Here is a 12,824-nt window from a genome sequence, read left to right on the forward strand (position 1 = left end):
TGTCACAAGGAGACTGACATGAGGATGCAATTGCTTTCCGCCGCAGTCGTCGCCCTGCTGGTCAGCACAGGCGCCATCGCCAACGATTTGATGACGCTCAACCCATTCCCGCATCGGGTGGAGCCGGTACTGGTGCAGGTGAATACCCATGGCAAGGTCACCGAGGCTTCGCCGGCCTATTCGCTTCCGCCGAAGATGATCCGCCTGCTGAACGCCAACCTGGGCGAGATGATCCGCGCACCCGCCACCGACAAGCACGGCAAGCCGATACCGAGCCAGTTCGTGATGAATGTGGCGCTGCAGGCCGAACCGAATGGCGCGGGCAATTACGAAGCCCATTTCGCCTATGTCTCGACCAAACCCGTGCCGCCGGGCAACTGGTATTGGGTGCATCTCGACGGCGACCGCCTTGCGCTGGCCAGCCGCGACTTCTTCCCCCACGGCGGGCGCTTCATGCCCATGGAGCATTACCGCGGCGGCTACCGGCCAAGCTACAGGGGCAGCAACCGACCATCGTCAACCACCGTGCCGGCGATCCGGAGCACCACGTACGGCAGCCCCAGTACTTCCACTTCTTCCACTTCCTCGCCGCCGCCCTCCCGTACCCGCTGAGTTCGGGCACGGAAGCAAAAATCGCCGCGAGCGATTTTGAGACTTGCCAGGGGTGGTGGTTGCAAAAGGCCCGTCGCTTGCGACGGGCTTTTTGCTGGCCGCGCGGAAATTCGCTGGCTTATCCGCCCAGCAACACGCGATTCATGCGCTGCACGAAGGCCGCAGGGTCGGTCAACTGCGCGCCGGCGGCGATCTCGGCCTGCTCCAGCAGCAGCGTGGCCAGGTCCTTGGCCTTGGCCTCATCCGCCTCGCCTTCGACGCGCTTGAGCAGCGCATGTTGCGGATTGATCTCCAGCGTAGGCTTGCTTTCGGGCAGCTCCTGGCCTGCTTCACGCAGCAGACGCGCGAGATGCGGCGCCATTTCGTAATCGCTGAGCGCGAGGCAGGAAGGCGAATCGGTGAGGCGGGCTGACACCTTCACATCACCCACGCGGTCACCAAGCAACTCCTTGAGTTTCTTCAGCAACGGCTCGGCCTGCCTGGTCGCTTCCTCCTGCTTTTGCTTGTCGGCCTCGTCCAGCGGCAGTTCGCCCTTGGCGACGTTGCGCAGCTTCTTGCCCTCGTATTCGCCAAGGTAGCCGACCATCCATTCGTCGATGCGGTCGAACATCAGGAGCACCTCGATGCCCTTGGCGCGGAATGCTTCGAGCTGCGGGCTGCCGGCGGCGGCGGCGTAGCTGTCGGCGGTGATGTACCAGATCGCGTCCTGGCCCTCCGCCATGCGGCCGAGGTAGTCGTCCAGCGAGACGTCCTGCTGCGCACCGTCGCCCCTGGTGGAGGCGAAGCGCAGCAGCTTGGCGATGCGCTCGCGGTTAGACGCGTCCTCACTGATGCCTTCCTTCAGCGTGTTGCCGAAGGCCTTGCAGAAGGTGGCGAACTTCTCCGGCTCGTCCTTCGCCAGCTTCTCGATCAGGTCCAGCACGCGCTTCACGCAAGCGGCCTTGATGCGCTCCAGCTGGCGATTGTGCTGCAGGATCTCGCGGCTGACGTTCAGCGGCAGGTCGTCGGCATCCACCACGCCGCGCACGAAGCGCAGGTAGTTCGGCAGCAGTTCCTCGGCCGCGTCCATGATGAAGACGCGCTTGATGTAGAGCTTCAATCCCTTGCGCTCGTCGCGTCCGCCCATCATCAGGTCGAACGGCGGCTGCTCCGGGATGTACAGCAGCGTGGTGAAGCTCTGGCTGCCCTCGACGCGGTTGTGCGTCCAGGCCAGCGGATCGTTGAAATCGTGGCCCAGCGACTTGTAGAAGCCGATGTAGTCCGCATCGGAAATCTCGGACTTGGGTTTCGCCCACAACGCCGAGGCATCGTTGACGGTTTCCCACTCGTCCGTGGGCTTGCCGTCCTTCTCGACCGGCATGCGGATCGGGAAGGCCACGTGGTCGGAATACTTGCGGATCAGCGACTTCAGCTGCCAGCTCTTGAGGAACTCGTCCTCGTCGGCCTTCAGGTGCAGGATCACCGCGGTGCCGCGCTCGGCCAGCTCGACCTGCTCCAGCGCGTATTCGCCCTTGCCGTCGCTCTCCCACTTCACGCCTTCGGCCGCCGGCGCGTCGGCGCGACGGGTCAGCACGGTGACCTTGTCGGCCACCACGAAGGCCGAATAGAAGCCCACGCCGAACTGGCCGATCAGGCGCGCGTCGGCCTTCTGCTCGCCGCTCATCGCTTCCAGGAAACGGCGCGTGCCGGAGCTGGCGATGGTGCCGATGTTCGCCACCACCTCGTCGCGCGTCATGCCGATGCCGTTGTCGCGCACGGTGATGGTGCGCGCGGCCTCATCCCAGCTCACGTCGATGTGCAGCGCGCTGTCGCCACCCAGCAGTTCGGGCTTGCCCAGCGACTCGAAGCGCAGCTTGTCGCAGGCGTCGGAGGCGTTGGAGACCAGCTCGCGCAGGAAAATCTCCTTGTGCGAGTACAGCGAGTGGGTGACCAGGTGCAGCACCTGGGCGACTTCGGCTTCGAATTTGCGGGTTTCGGTGGTCATGTATGTAAGGTCCAGTCGTGCGTTGATTCTCTAGCCGTCATTCCGGCGCATGCCGGAATCCAGTAGCGACGACGCCCGAAGTTTCGAGTGCTGCGCACGAGTGTTTCACTGGATTCCGGCTTTCGCCGGAATGACGAACGATGTCAGTTCACCGCGTTCTGCAGCGCCGCGATGCGCTCGTCCAGCGGCGGATGGCTCATGAACAGGCGCTGGAAGCCGGTGCCCATGCGGTCGGAGATGCCGAACGCGGCCAACGTCTTCGGCAAGGTGTTCTCGCCGTGGTCGCCCTTGAGCCGCTGCAGCGCCGAGATCATCGCGCCGCGACCGGCCAGCTTCGCACCGGCGGCATCGGCGTGGAATTCGCGCCAGCGCGAGAAGGCCATCACGATCATCGAGGCGAACAGGCCGAACACCAGCTGCAGCACCATTACGGTGACGAAGTAGCCGATGCCGCTGCCGCCGCGGTTGTCGTCGCGGCCGCCGGACAGCCAGCTGTCCACCAGCCGGCCCACCACGCGCGCGGCGAGGATCACCAGCGTGTTCAGCACGCCCTGGATCAGGGTCATGGTCACCATGTCGCCGTTGGCGACGTGGCCGATCTCGTGGCCGAGCACGGCCGCGACCTGCTCGCGGTCCATCTGTTCCAGCAGGCCGCTGCTCACCGCCACCAGCGAGCTGTTCTTGGTCATGCCGGTGGCGAAAGCGTTCATCTCCGGCGCCTCGTAGATCGCCACCTCGGGCATGTCGATGCCGGCGCTCTGCGCATGATGGCGCACGGTTTCCACCAGCCAGCGCTCGGTTTCGTTCGCCGGCTGCACGATCACCTGGGCGCCGGTCGACATCTTGGCCATCCACTTGGACATGGCCAGCGAGATGAAGGCGCCGCCCATGCCGAACACCGCGGCATAGATCAGGAGGCCCGTGCTGCCGCCAAAGCCCTGGGCAGCAGCCATCTGGTCCACCCCGAACAGATGGCAGACGATGCTCAGCAGGAACAGGACGGCGATGTTGGTACCGAGGAACAGGGCGATGCGGCGCATGGCTGTCTCTTTGGCAGTCACGTGGAAGGGTGGGCAAACGCGATGGTGGTGGGGGCAGCGGCGCCCGGTTTCAAGCATCCGCACCCTCTCGCCAGGCGCTCCCCGGGCAGGCAGACTGCCACGGATGGATTACCGCGGACGCTTCGCCCCCTCTCCCACCGGCCGCCTGCATTTCGGCTCGCTGGCCGCTGCACTCGGCAGCTGGCTGTGCGCCCGCCAGGCCGGCGGCCAGTGGCTGCTGCGCATGGAGGACATCGACCCGCCACGCGAAATGCCCGGCGCGGCCGCCGCCATCCTCGCCGCGTTGCCGGCGTTCGGCTTCGCGGCGGACGAGCCGGTGCTGTACCAGTCGCAACGCCTGGCCGCCTATGACGCCGCGTTCACGCAGTTGCGCGAGGCCGACGCGGTGTTTCCGTGCTGGTGCAGCCGCAGCGAACTGGCCGCCGGTGCGCAGCTGCATCGCGACGGCCGCTGCGTGGCACCCCCCGACCCGCGGCGCGAGCCGGCATGGCGGTTGCGCGTGCCCGACACCGGGATCGCCTTCGACGACGCCCTGCAGGGCCCGCAGCGGCAGAACCTGCGCGAGAGCGTGGGCGACTTCGTGATACGCCGCGTCGAGGGTCTGTATTCCTACCAGCTGGCCTGCGTGGTGGACGACGCCTACCAGGGCATCACCGAAGTGGTGCGCGGCTGCGACCTGCTCGACTCCACGCCGCGCCAGATCTGCTTGCAACGCCTGCTGGGCCTGCCCACGCCGCGCTACCTGCATCTGCCACTGGCGCTGGACGCCGCGGGGCGCAAGCTCTCCAAGTCGGAACAGGCCTGGCCGGTCGACCCGACTGATCCCCTGCCGGCGTTGCGCCGCGCCCTGGCCTTTCTCGGCCAGCCGGTGCCGGAGGATGCCGTCGATGCGCCCGCACTGCTGGCTGCCGCGCTATCGCGCTTCGATCCGGTGCTTATTCCAAAACACAGCGGTTGCTTTGCCGGCTGAGCAGTTATAAATCTCCCAACGGGCAAACGCCGGTCGTCGACCGTCGCACGTTGTGCCCGGCAGCGGCCCCAAGGAGACTGGACATGACGCAACGCACGGCTTTGGTCACGGGTGGTACCGGCGGTATCGGCAGCGCGATCGTGCGCTACCTGGCCGGACAGGGGCACCGGGTCGCCACCAACTACCGCAATCCGGACAAGGCCGAAGCCTGGCGCAAGGCGATGGCCGCCGAAGGCATCGAGGTGTGCATGGTCTCCGGCGACGTCTCCGATCCCGCCTCCTGTGCGGCGATGGTCCAGGCGGTCGAGGCCGAGTGCGGGCCGGTGGACATCCTCGTCAACAACGCCGGCATCACCCGCGACACCACCTTCCACAAGATGAGCTACCAGCAGTGGACGGAAGTGGTGAACACCAACCTCAACGCCTGCTTCAACGTCACCCGCCCGGTGATCGAGGGCATGCGCGCGCGCAAGTGGGGCCGGATCGTGCAGATCAGCTCGATCAACGGCCAGAAGGGCCAGTACGGCCAGGCCAACTACGCCGCCGCCAAGGCCGGCATGCACGGTTTCACCATCTCGCTGGCGCAGGAAAACGCCCGCTTCGGCATCACCGTCAACACCGTCTCGCCCGGCTACGTGGGCACCGATATGGTGATGGCCGTGCCCGAGGAAGTGCGCGAGAAGATCGTGGCGCAGATTCCGGTCGGGCGGCTGGGCAAGCCGGAGGAAATCGCCCACGCCGTGGCTTTCTTCACCACCGACGAGGCCGCCTGGATCACCGGTGCCAACCTCGCCATCAACGGCGGACACTACATGGGCTGGTAAGCCGCGCTGCCTGCGGCGATGGCACGGCGGCTTCCCGCCGTGCAACGGCACGGGTCGTGCCTGCAGACCGGGCAAGAACACGCGACTCATCGGGATCCGATGGAAACGACTGCATTCACTCCGCTGGAAAAGATCCTGGATCTCCTGCTGGATGCCGTCTGCGTGGTCGACGCCGAAGGACGTTACGTGTTCGTCAGCGCCGCCTTCGAACGCATCTTCGGCTACACCCCCGGCGAAGTGATCGGCAAGCCGATGATCGACCTCGTGCATCCGGAGGATCGTGACATCACGCTGTGCACCGCCGCGGCGATCATGGATGGCAAACCCGAATCCAACTTCCAGAACCGCTACGTGCGCAAGGATGGGGAAGTGGTGCACATCATGTGGTCGGCGCGCTGGTCCGAGGCCGACCGGGTGCGGATCGCCGTCGCCCGCGACATCACCGCGCTCAAGCGCGGCGAGTCGATGCGGCTGGCGCTGCACGCGGTTTCCGAGGCAGCGCACGGCGCACAGGATCTGGCTGCACTGTTCGAGCAGGTGCACCGGATCGTCGGCGGCATCCTGCCCGCCACGGGCTTCCTCGTCGCCCTGCATGACCGCGGGGAGGATCGCCTGCAATTTCCGTACGTGGCCCGCGGGCGCGGGACTGCGTGCGAACTGGAAGACCTCGCTGTCGACGCGCGCATCGGCGAGGTGATCCGTGGTGGCCAGGTCGTGCACTCGGTCGCGACGGCGGGGGAAAATGGCATGCACTGGCTCGGCGTGCCGCTGCACTCGAAGGATGGCCTGATCGGCGCGCTGGTCGTCGAGCACCGCGGCAAGATCGGCTACAGCAGTGCCGACAACGAGCTGCTGCAATTCGTCGCCACCCAGGTGAGCACCGCGATCGAGCGCAAGCAGGCCCAGGCACGGCTGCATCATCTCGCCCTGCACGATCCCCTGACCGACCTGCCCAACCGCAACCTGTTCCGCCGTCACCTGGACGCCACGCTGGAGAGCGTCGCCCGCCGGCAGACGCATGCGGCGCTGCTCTACATCGACCTGGACGGATTCAAGCAGGTCAACGATCGCCACGGCCATCCCGTCGGCGATCTGCTGCTGTGCGAAGTCGCCACCCGCATCCGCGGCTGCCTGCGCGAGCACGATATCGCGGGGCGCGTCGGCGGCGACGAGTTCGTCGTCTTGCTCGATGCGCTTGCCTCGCCCGACCGCGGCCGGGACATCGCGGAGCGGATCCGCGAGGCATTCGGCCCGGCCTTCCATTTGCTGGACCAGCAGATCCGCATCTCGGCGAGCATCGGCGTGGCCACCTTCCCCGCGGATGGCGAAGACAGCGAGCATCTGGCCAAGGCGGCCGACCGCGCCATGTACCGGGCCAAGAAGGCGGGCGGCAACCAGACCCGAGGCACGGAAGACATCGATGCCAGGGACGCCGCCAGGCACTGACGGAAACGGGCCTAATCCTCCGCCTGCAGCAACCGCTCCATCACCTTCCCCACCGCCGCGAAGGCGAACGCACCAGTGACGTGGGTGGCCGCACCCAGGCCCCCGCCGCAGGCAAGGTTCAGCGCATCGCCCCCGGGCGGCCGGGTGCCGCAGACCGAACCATCCGGCTGCGGGTACTGCACGTTCTGCAGCGAGTACACCGCCGGCACGCCGAAGTAGCGCTGCGGGCTGCGCGGGAAATTGAAATCGCTGCGGAGCTTCTTGCGGATCAGGCTGAACATCGCATCGTGCTCGGTGCGCGAAAGGTCGCGCACGCGGATCTGCGTCGGATCGGTGCGCCCGCCGGCCGAACCCACGGTGACGATGGGCAGCTTGCGCCGGCGGCACCAGGCGATCATCTCCAGCTTTACCCGGAATGCATCGCAGGCATCCAGCACTGCGTCGTAGCCGCGGCCGAGCAGTTCGTCCAGCGTGGATGTGGTGAGGAAGCGTTCGATCGCCTCCAGCCGCAGCGCCGGGTTGATCGCATGCAGCCGCGCAGCCATCACGCCCACCTTGGGCTTGCCGTATTCGCCGTCCAGCGCGTGCATCTGGCGGTTGGTGTTGGACACGCAAACCTCGTCGGCATCGATCAGGGTGAGCCGCCCCACGCCGCTGCGCACCAGCGCCTCGGCCGCCCACGAGCCCACGCCGCCCACGCCCACCACGCAAACGTGGCGCTGCGCCAGTTTCGCCACGCTGCCGGCCCCGTACAGGCGCTCGACACCGGCGAAGCGTTCATGCGGGTAGGAGGATTCGCTCATCGGTAAGCCTTGAGAGTGTGGCGCAATGCGGCACGGAGCCTGCGCGCCATGCAAAGCGGTGATTCTATCGCCCCGCCCCGGCGAACCGGGTTATCCTCGCGGGATCGACCTCCACAAGGAATCCATGCGATGCGTGCTGCCCTCCTGATCCTGCTTGGCCTGGTCATCGGCGTGATCGGCACCTCCCAGGTGATGAATGCACTGGCCGCACGCAACCCCATGCCCAAGGCGGTGATGCACACCATGGGCTACCACATGGGCGAACTGAAGCAGGAGCTGAAGACGCAGCAATGCGACGCGGCGAAGATCCAGCAGCACCTGCTGCGCCTGCAATCCACCGCCACCGACATCCTGCCCACCTTCGGCATCGCCGACAAAGGCTTCGCAGACGACGCGAACCAGCTGCAGACGCGCCTGCAGCAGGCCGCCGTGTCCGCCCCGGCCACCTGCGCGGCACTGGCCGCGGCGCTCAAGCCGGTGGGCGAGACCTGCCAGAGCTGCCACCGGCAGTACCGCTGAGGCACATGTCGCGGCTGAAGCCGCTCCTACGGGCGCGGAGCGTAGGAGCGGCTTCAGCCGCGAAGGGACTGGCCAAAGCGCCGCTAGAAACTGACCTTGCCGCACAGCATCTGCGCATACATCACCCAGTCCCCCATCAGGCTGTACAGCGGATGGCGGAACGTGGCCGGGCGGTTCTTCTCGTAGACGAAGTGGCCGATCCAGGCGCACCCGTAGCCAGCCACCGGCAGCAGCCATAGCCAGGTCCAATGGCTGCCGGCGATCGCCAGCAGCAGGATCAGCAGCACCAGCGAGCTGCCGATGAAATGCCAGCGCCGGCACAGGCGCCGGCTGTGTTCGCCGAGGTAGTACGGATAGAACTCGCGGAAGCTGGCGAATCCGGGCATGGGCATCCCCTCAACCGGGCGGCAGCGGAATGAATTCCTGCTCGTCGCCGGGCACCACGGGAAAGCGCCCGTCCCGCCAGTCGGCCTTGGCCTGCTCGATGCGCTCGCGGCTGCTGGCCACGAAGTTCCACCACAGGTGGCGCTCGCCATCCAGCGGCGCGCCGCCGAACAGCATCACGCGGCTGGCGCGGCATGCCTTGAGCGGCGGCGGTGCCGACGCGCCCGCCTGCACCGCCATCCGGCCCGCATCCAGCGACAGGCCGCCCCACTCCAGCTCGCCCTCGATCACGTGCACACCGCGCTCGGCGTGCTCCGCCGGCAGGGCCAGTTCGGCACCGGCATCGAGCCGTGCCTCCGCAAAGAACATCGGCGCGTACACCTTCACCGGCGAAGCCTCGCCCCAGCCGGTGCCGGTGATCAGCACCAGCTCGATGCCCGACTGGCGGATGCGCGGCAAGGCATCGGCCTCGTGGTGGTGGAACTCCGGCGCCACCTCCGCGTGGTCGCGCGGCAGCGCCACCCACACCTGGATGCCATGCAGGCGCTGGCCCGCGGCGCGCGCCTGCGGCGGCGTGCGCTCGGAATGCACGATGCCGTGGCCGGCGGTCATCCAGTTCACTGCGCCGGGCTGGATGTCGGCGAGGCTGCCCAGGCTGTCGCGATGGCGGATCGTGCCGTCGAACAGCCAGGTCACCGTGGCCAGGCCGATGTGCGGATGCGGTCGCACGTCCATGCCGCGACCGGGCGCGAAATCCGCCGGCCCCATGTGGTCGTAGAACACGAACGGCCCCACGTGGCGGGCCTCGAACACCGGCAGCAGCCGGCGCACCGTGAAGCCGTCGCCGAGATCGTGCAGACGGCCGTCGATCAGGATCGGTTGTGTGTCCATCGGCGCCCCTCCCTCACCATGCCCGCTGATATTGCGCCGGCGCGGGCAGCTGCGCACCCAGTTCCTGCGCCGCCCGGCGCGGGAAATACGGGTCGCGCAGGCTCTCGCGGGCGATCAGCACCACGTCGGCCTCGTCGTTGTCCACGATTTCGGCAGCCTGCCGCGCTCCGGTGATCAGGCCCACCGCGCCGGTGGCGATACCGGCCTCGCGGCGCACGCGTGCGGCGAACGGCACCTGGTAGCCCGGCGCCAGCGGGATCTTCACGTGCGGCAGCAGGCCGCCGCTGGAAACGTCGATCAGGTCCACGCCCAGCGGCTCGAGCTCGCGCGCCAGCCGCACGCTCTGCTCGACATCCCAGCCACCCTCGGCCCAGTCCGTGGCCGAGATGCGCAGCCACAGCGGCAGCTCCGCCGGCCACACCCCGCGCACCGCGGCGATCACCTCGCGCAGCAGGCGCGTGCGGTTCTCGAAGCTGCCGCCGTATTCGTCGCTGCGCTGGTTGCTGAGCGGCGACAGGAACTGGTGCAGCAGATAGCCATGCGCGGCGTGCAGCTCGATCAGCCGGAAGCCGGCGGCCAGCGCGCGCTGCGCCGCCGCGCGAAAATCGCCGACCAGCTGACGGATGCCGGCCGCATCCAGCGCCTCGGGCGTGTGCCAGCCCGTGTCGAACGGCAGCGCCGAGGGCGCCACCGTGGTCCACGCGCCCTGTGCCATGGTGAGCGCACCGCCGCCATCCCAGGGCCGGTGCGCGCTGGCCTTGCGGCCGGCATGCGCCAGTTGCACGCCGGGAATCGCGCCCTGCGCCGCGATGAAGGCGGTGATCGGCCGCCAGGCGGCGGCCTGGGCATCGTTCCAGATGCCGGTATCGCCCGGCGAAATGCGCCCCTGCGCCGACACCGCGGTGGCCTCGGCGATCACCGCGCCTGCACCACCCACCGCACGGCTGCCCAGGTGCACCAGATGCCAATGGTCGGGCATGCCGTCGATGGCCGAGTACTGGCACATCGGCGACACCACGATGCGATTGCGCAGGCTGAGGCTGCGTTGCAGGAGGGGCTCGAACAATTTCATCGGACGACCGGCGTGGGGAGGGAGACCCCTACAGTGCCGGCGCCCCGACGCCGCATCAAGGGTCGGGGCGACGCGTCGCCGTGAACGCTGCGTCGTGCGTGGCGATCCAGCCGGCGATGCGCGTGGCGATCGTGTCCGGTGTCTTCATCCAGCCGAAGTGATCGGCCGGCTGGCCGCCCAGGTCGTCCGGCGTGACCAGCTCGTGGCGGCGCAGCGCGTGCGGGAGCTTGCCCAGCAGCCAGTCCAGCGAGGCGGCCGGCCCCAGCCAGTCGTCGCGCAGGCGCAATGCCAGCAGCGGCAGCTCCAGTGCGGCCAGCCGCTGCTCGAAGTCCGCCGCCATGCCCGTCGCGGCGTAGCGCCCGCGGCGGCCGCTGCGCGCCCAGTCGGCGGTGACGCCGCGCGCCTCGTTGCCACCGAAACCCATGCGGCGGCCGGGCAGGTGCCCCAGCAGTGCGGCCAGCACCGGAGCCAGTACGTAGGCAAAGCCGATCAGGGCACCGTGGCGAAAACGCCGCCAGTACGGCGCGCCACTGGCCACCAGGACGATACCCGCCGTTCCAGCCGGGTGGAGGCTGGCATAGAGGCAGGCCAGCTGTCCGCCCAGGCTGTGGCCGCCCAGCCAGGGGCGAGCCTGCGGCCAGCGCGCCCGCATCGCGGCCAGCCCGGCGGGCAGATCGACCTCCAGCAGCTCGCGGTAACCCCAGTTGCCGTGCCGGCCGGCGCGCAGGCTGCTGGAGCCGATGCCGCGCCATTCGTGCAGCGCGACCGCCACCCCGCGCGCCGCCAGTGCGATGGCCAACGGCAGGTAATGCTTCGCCGGCACTCCCATCGCGGGCAGCCAGTACACGAGCTCGCGCGGCGCTCCGGCCGGTGCCACGTACAGCAGCTCCACGCTTGCACCGTCGGTCATCGTCAACGGCTGCACGATCGGCTGGACGACGCTGGTCGCGTTCATCGCGGGCGCCTTGTGAGCGTGAGTGTGGTGCCAGACATGCCGCGCCACGACAGCACGGCAGAACTGCCGTTTCTGCATGCCTGCAAGGCTCCCGCAAGGATGGCGCACATGGACGTGCGCCAAGAAAAAGGCCGGCTTGCGCCGGCCTTTTCCGCTTGCGATTCCACGATCAAGCCGGAGCGACTTCTTCGGCCTGCAGACCCTTCTGGCCCTGCACCACCTTGAACGTCACCTTCTGGCCCTCCTGCAGGCTCTTGAAGCCCGTGCCGGTGATGGCACGAAAATGCACGAACACGTCGGGGCCGTTCTCACGGCTGATGAAGCCGAACCCCTTGGCGTCGTTGAACCACTTGACGGTACCTGTTTCACGATCCGACATGACTCACTCCGATCCATTCCAGACGCTTGAGACAAGCCGGCCCCCGCGGGCCGACGGCTTACTGGGCATGCCGGGGTCGGGTGTAGCGACATGGAATCGACAGGGTTCCATACCGGGCACGCACGTGGCCAAGCAGACGCAGTGGGGCAAGCATAACGGAATTTCACGAATGCAAGCGACATGTCAAGCATCATTTTCGAATAGTGTCCGCGGACACAAAAAACCGCCTGGAGCGGCATGTCATCGCGCCGGCAATGGCCCGAAGGCCCTTTCGGATAACGGGCGCAAAAATATCGCCAGGAACGATTTCCGAGGTTGCGCGGCGATGGCCCGAAGGGTGCCCGCCATGAACTGCGGGCACAAAAAATCGCCTGGAGCGATTTTTGACATCGCGCAAGCGATGGCCCGGAGGGTGCCTGCCATGGATGGCGGGCACAAAAAAACCGGGCATCACTGCCCGGTTTCGGATGACGCGCGAGCGGCGCTCAGGCCGGGGTCACTTCGTCGGCCTGCAGGCCCTTCTGGCCCTGCACCACCTTGAAGCTGACCTGCTGGCCTTCCTGCAGGCTCTTGAAGCCGTTGCCGGTAATCGCGCGGAAATGCACGAACACGTCCGGGCCATTGTCACGGGCGATGAAGCCGAAGCCCTTGGCGTCGTTGAACCACTTGACGGTACCGATCTGACGATCAGACATTTGAATCACTCCACATGGGTAAAAGAGACTCGACCGCCGCGACATGCGGCAGCCGGCTTACTGGTGTGCAAAGGAAAACAACCCCGGGGTGAACAGATGAGGCAGATCGCGGATCGGCTGCATCGGGTCACAGGTGCGTGGTGACCCCGGCAAACTCAGCTTCGCCATGATAACCGATAACCGCCGTGGATATTCGGAAGCGAAGCACAAGCGAATATCATGTCAGGCC

14 protein-coding genes are annotated in these 12,824 nt (G+C 67.4%); 5 read left to right on the forward strand and 9 right to left on the reverse strand.

All coding sequences use genetic code 11. From position 1 onward, the window contains the following. Positions 1–18: 18 nt before the first annotated feature. Positions 19–612: a hypothetical protein gene (locus ABQJ54_RS15640; protein ID WP_367855243.1), complete on the forward strand. Its 594-nt coding sequence runs from the start codon at positions 19–21 to the stop codon at positions 610–612. Positions 613–730: 118 nt separating this feature from the next. Here the strand turns inward: ABQJ54_RS15640 and htpG are convergent, their stop codons facing one another. Both htpG and htpX read right to left on the reverse strand, forming a co-directional pair. Next, positions 731–2,596: a molecular chaperone HtpG gene (htpG, locus tag ABQJ54_RS15645; RefSeq protein WP_367855244.1), complete on the reverse strand. Its 1,866-nt coding sequence runs from the start codon at positions 2,594–2,596 to the stop codon at positions 731–733. A gap of 143 nt (positions 2,597–2,739) precedes the next feature. Beyond that, positions 2,740–3,636 carry a protease HtpX gene (gene htpX / locus ABQJ54_RS15650; RefSeq protein WP_367855245.1) on the reverse strand — a complete coding sequence of 299 codons (897 nt, stop codon included), beginning with the start codon at positions 3,634–3,636 and terminating at the stop codon, positions 2,740–2,742. Between the two features lie 124 nt (positions 3,637–3,760). Between htpX and gluQRS the strand changes: the two genes are divergently transcribed. The 3 genes from gluQRS to ABQJ54_RS15665 all read left to right on the forward strand — a co-directional run bounded on the left by gluQRS (position 3,761) and on the right by ABQJ54_RS15665 (position 6,897). After that, the gene (gluQRS, locus tag ABQJ54_RS15655; protein ID WP_367855246.1) at positions 3,761–4,627 is read left to right on the forward strand and encodes a tRNA glutamyl-Q(34) synthetase GluQRS; all 867 of its coding nucleotides are present in this window, start codon (positions 3,761–3,763) and stop codon (positions 4,625–4,627) included. Between the two features lie 83 nt (positions 4,628–4,710). After that, positions 4,711–5,451, forward strand: coding sequence for a beta-ketoacyl-ACP reductase (locus tag ABQJ54_RS15660; protein WP_367855247.1), 741 nt, complete (start codon positions 4,711–4,713; stop codon positions 5,449–5,451). Positions 5,452–5,550: 99 nt separating this feature from the next. Further along, complete coding sequence (locus ABQJ54_RS15665; RefSeq protein ID WP_367855248.1) at positions 5,551–6,897, forward strand: diguanylate cyclase domain-containing protein; 1,347 nt, start codon at positions 5,551–5,553, stop codon at positions 6,895–6,897. Positions 6,898–6,908: 11 nt separating this feature from the next. Here ABQJ54_RS15665 and ABQJ54_RS15670 read toward each other — a convergent pair whose 3' ends face one another. Continuing rightward, the gene (locus ABQJ54_RS15670) at positions 6,909–7,700 is read right to left on the reverse strand and encodes a tRNA threonylcarbamoyladenosine dehydratase (protein WP_367855249.1); all 792 of its coding nucleotides are present in this window, start codon (positions 7,698–7,700) and stop codon (positions 6,909–6,911) included. Positions 7,701–7,829: 129 nt separating this feature from the next. On the opposite strand from ABQJ54_RS15670, the gene ABQJ54_RS15675 reads away from it, so the two are divergent. Continuing rightward, a complete protein-coding gene (locus tag ABQJ54_RS15675) occupies positions 7,830–8,219 on the forward strand; it encodes a cytochrome c (RefSeq protein WP_367855250.1) in 390 nt (129 codons plus the stop codon). A gap of 83 nt (positions 8,220–8,302) precedes the next feature. On the opposite strand, the gene ABQJ54_RS15680 is transcribed toward ABQJ54_RS15675, so the two are convergent. The 6 genes from ABQJ54_RS15680 to ABQJ54_RS15705 all read right to left on the reverse strand — a co-directional run bounded on the left by ABQJ54_RS15680 (position 8,303) and on the right by ABQJ54_RS15705 (position 12,595). Next, positions 8,303–8,605 carry an Mpo1-like protein gene (locus tag ABQJ54_RS15680; protein ID WP_367855251.1) on the reverse strand — a complete coding sequence of 101 codons (303 nt, stop codon included), beginning with the start codon at positions 8,603–8,605 and terminating at the stop codon, positions 8,303–8,305. Positions 8,606–8,615: 10 nt separating this feature from the next. Beyond that, positions 8,616–9,494 (reverse strand): pirin family protein, encoded by an 879-nt coding sequence (locus tag ABQJ54_RS15685; RefSeq protein WP_367855252.1) that lies wholly within the window; start codon positions 9,492–9,494, stop codon positions 8,616–8,618. A 13-nt stretch (positions 9,495–9,507) separates the two neighbouring features. Further along, on the reverse strand, positions 9,508–10,566 hold the full coding sequence (locus ABQJ54_RS15690) for an NADH:flavin oxidoreductase/NADH oxidase (RefSeq protein WP_367855253.1): 1,059 nt from the start codon (positions 10,564–10,566) through the stop codon (positions 9,508–9,510). A gap of 55 nt (positions 10,567–10,621) precedes the next feature. Continuing rightward, positions 10,622–11,521, reverse strand: coding sequence for an alpha/beta hydrolase family protein (locus ABQJ54_RS15695; protein ID WP_367855254.1), 900 nt, complete (start codon positions 11,519–11,521; stop codon positions 10,622–10,624). Positions 11,522–11,690: 169 nt separating this feature from the next. Next, positions 11,691–11,900: a cold-shock protein gene (locus ABQJ54_RS15700; protein ID WP_077482570.1), complete on the reverse strand. Its 210-nt coding sequence runs from the start codon at positions 11,898–11,900 to the stop codon at positions 11,691–11,693. A 485-nt stretch (positions 11,901–12,385) separates the two neighbouring features. Continuing rightward, on the reverse strand, positions 12,386–12,595 hold the full coding sequence (locus ABQJ54_RS15705; protein WP_367845585.1) for a cold-shock protein: 210 nt from the start codon (positions 12,593–12,595) through the stop codon (positions 12,386–12,388). Between the last annotated feature and the right edge of the window lie 229 nt (positions 12,596–12,824).

The sequence above is a fragment of the Rhodanobacter lycopersici genome (genome assembly GCF_040812335.1).
GTDB lineage: Bacteria > Pseudomonadota > Gammaproteobacteria > Xanthomonadales > Rhodanobacteraceae > Rhodanobacter_A > Rhodanobacter_A lycopersici.

Bases quoted from the DNA above. Each gene is read 5' to 3' on its own strand.
- ABQJ54_RS15640 (WP_367855243.1), top strand. From the start codon at position 19: ATGAGGATGCAATTGCTTTCCGCCGCAGTCGTCGCCCTGCTGGTCAGC.
- htpG (WP_367855244.1), bottom strand. From the start codon at position 2,596: ATGACCACCGAAACCCGCAAATTCGAAGCCGAAGTCGCCCAGGTGCTG.
- htpX (WP_367855245.1), bottom strand. From the start codon at position 3,636: ATGCGCCGCATCGCCCTGTTCCTCGGTACCAACATCGCCGTCCTGTTC.
- gluQRS (WP_367855246.1), top strand. From the start codon at position 3,761: ATGGATTACCGCGGACGCTTCGCCCCCTCTCCCACCGGCCGCCTGCAT.
- ABQJ54_RS15660 (WP_367855247.1), top strand. From the start codon at position 4,711: ATGACGCAACGCACGGCTTTGGTCACGGGTGGTACCGGCGGTATCGGC.
- ABQJ54_RS15665 (WP_367855248.1), top strand. From the start codon at position 5,551: ATGGAAACGACTGCATTCACTCCGCTGGAAAAGATCCTGGATCTCCTG.
- ABQJ54_RS15670 (WP_367855249.1), bottom strand. From the start codon at position 7,700: ATGAGCGAATCCTCCTACCCGCATGAACGCTTCGCCGGTGTCGAGCGC.
- ABQJ54_RS15675 (WP_367855250.1), top strand. From the start codon at position 7,830: ATGCGTGCTGCCCTCCTGATCCTGCTTGGCCTGGTCATCGGCGTGATC.
- ABQJ54_RS15680 (WP_367855251.1), bottom strand. From the start codon at position 8,605: ATGCCCGGATTCGCCAGCTTCCGCGAGTTCTATCCGTACTACCTCGGC.
- ABQJ54_RS15685 (WP_367855252.1), bottom strand. From the start codon at position 9,494: ATGGACACACAACCGATCCTGATCGACGGCCGTCTGCACGATCTCGGC.
- ABQJ54_RS15690 (WP_367855253.1), bottom strand. From the start codon at position 10,566: ATGAAATTGTTCGAGCCCCTCCTGCAACGCAGCCTCAGCCTGCGCAAT.
- ABQJ54_RS15695 (WP_367855254.1), bottom strand. From the start codon at position 11,521: ATGAACGCGACCAGCGTCGTCCAGCCGATCGTGCAGCCGTTGACGATG.
- ABQJ54_RS15700 (WP_077482570.1), bottom strand. From the start codon at position 11,900: ATGTCGGATCGTGAAACAGGTACCGTCAAGTGGTTCAACGACGCCAAG.
- ABQJ54_RS15705 (WP_367845585.1), bottom strand. From the start codon at position 12,595: ATGTCTGATCGTCAGATCGGTACCGTCAAGTGGTTCAACGACGCCAAG.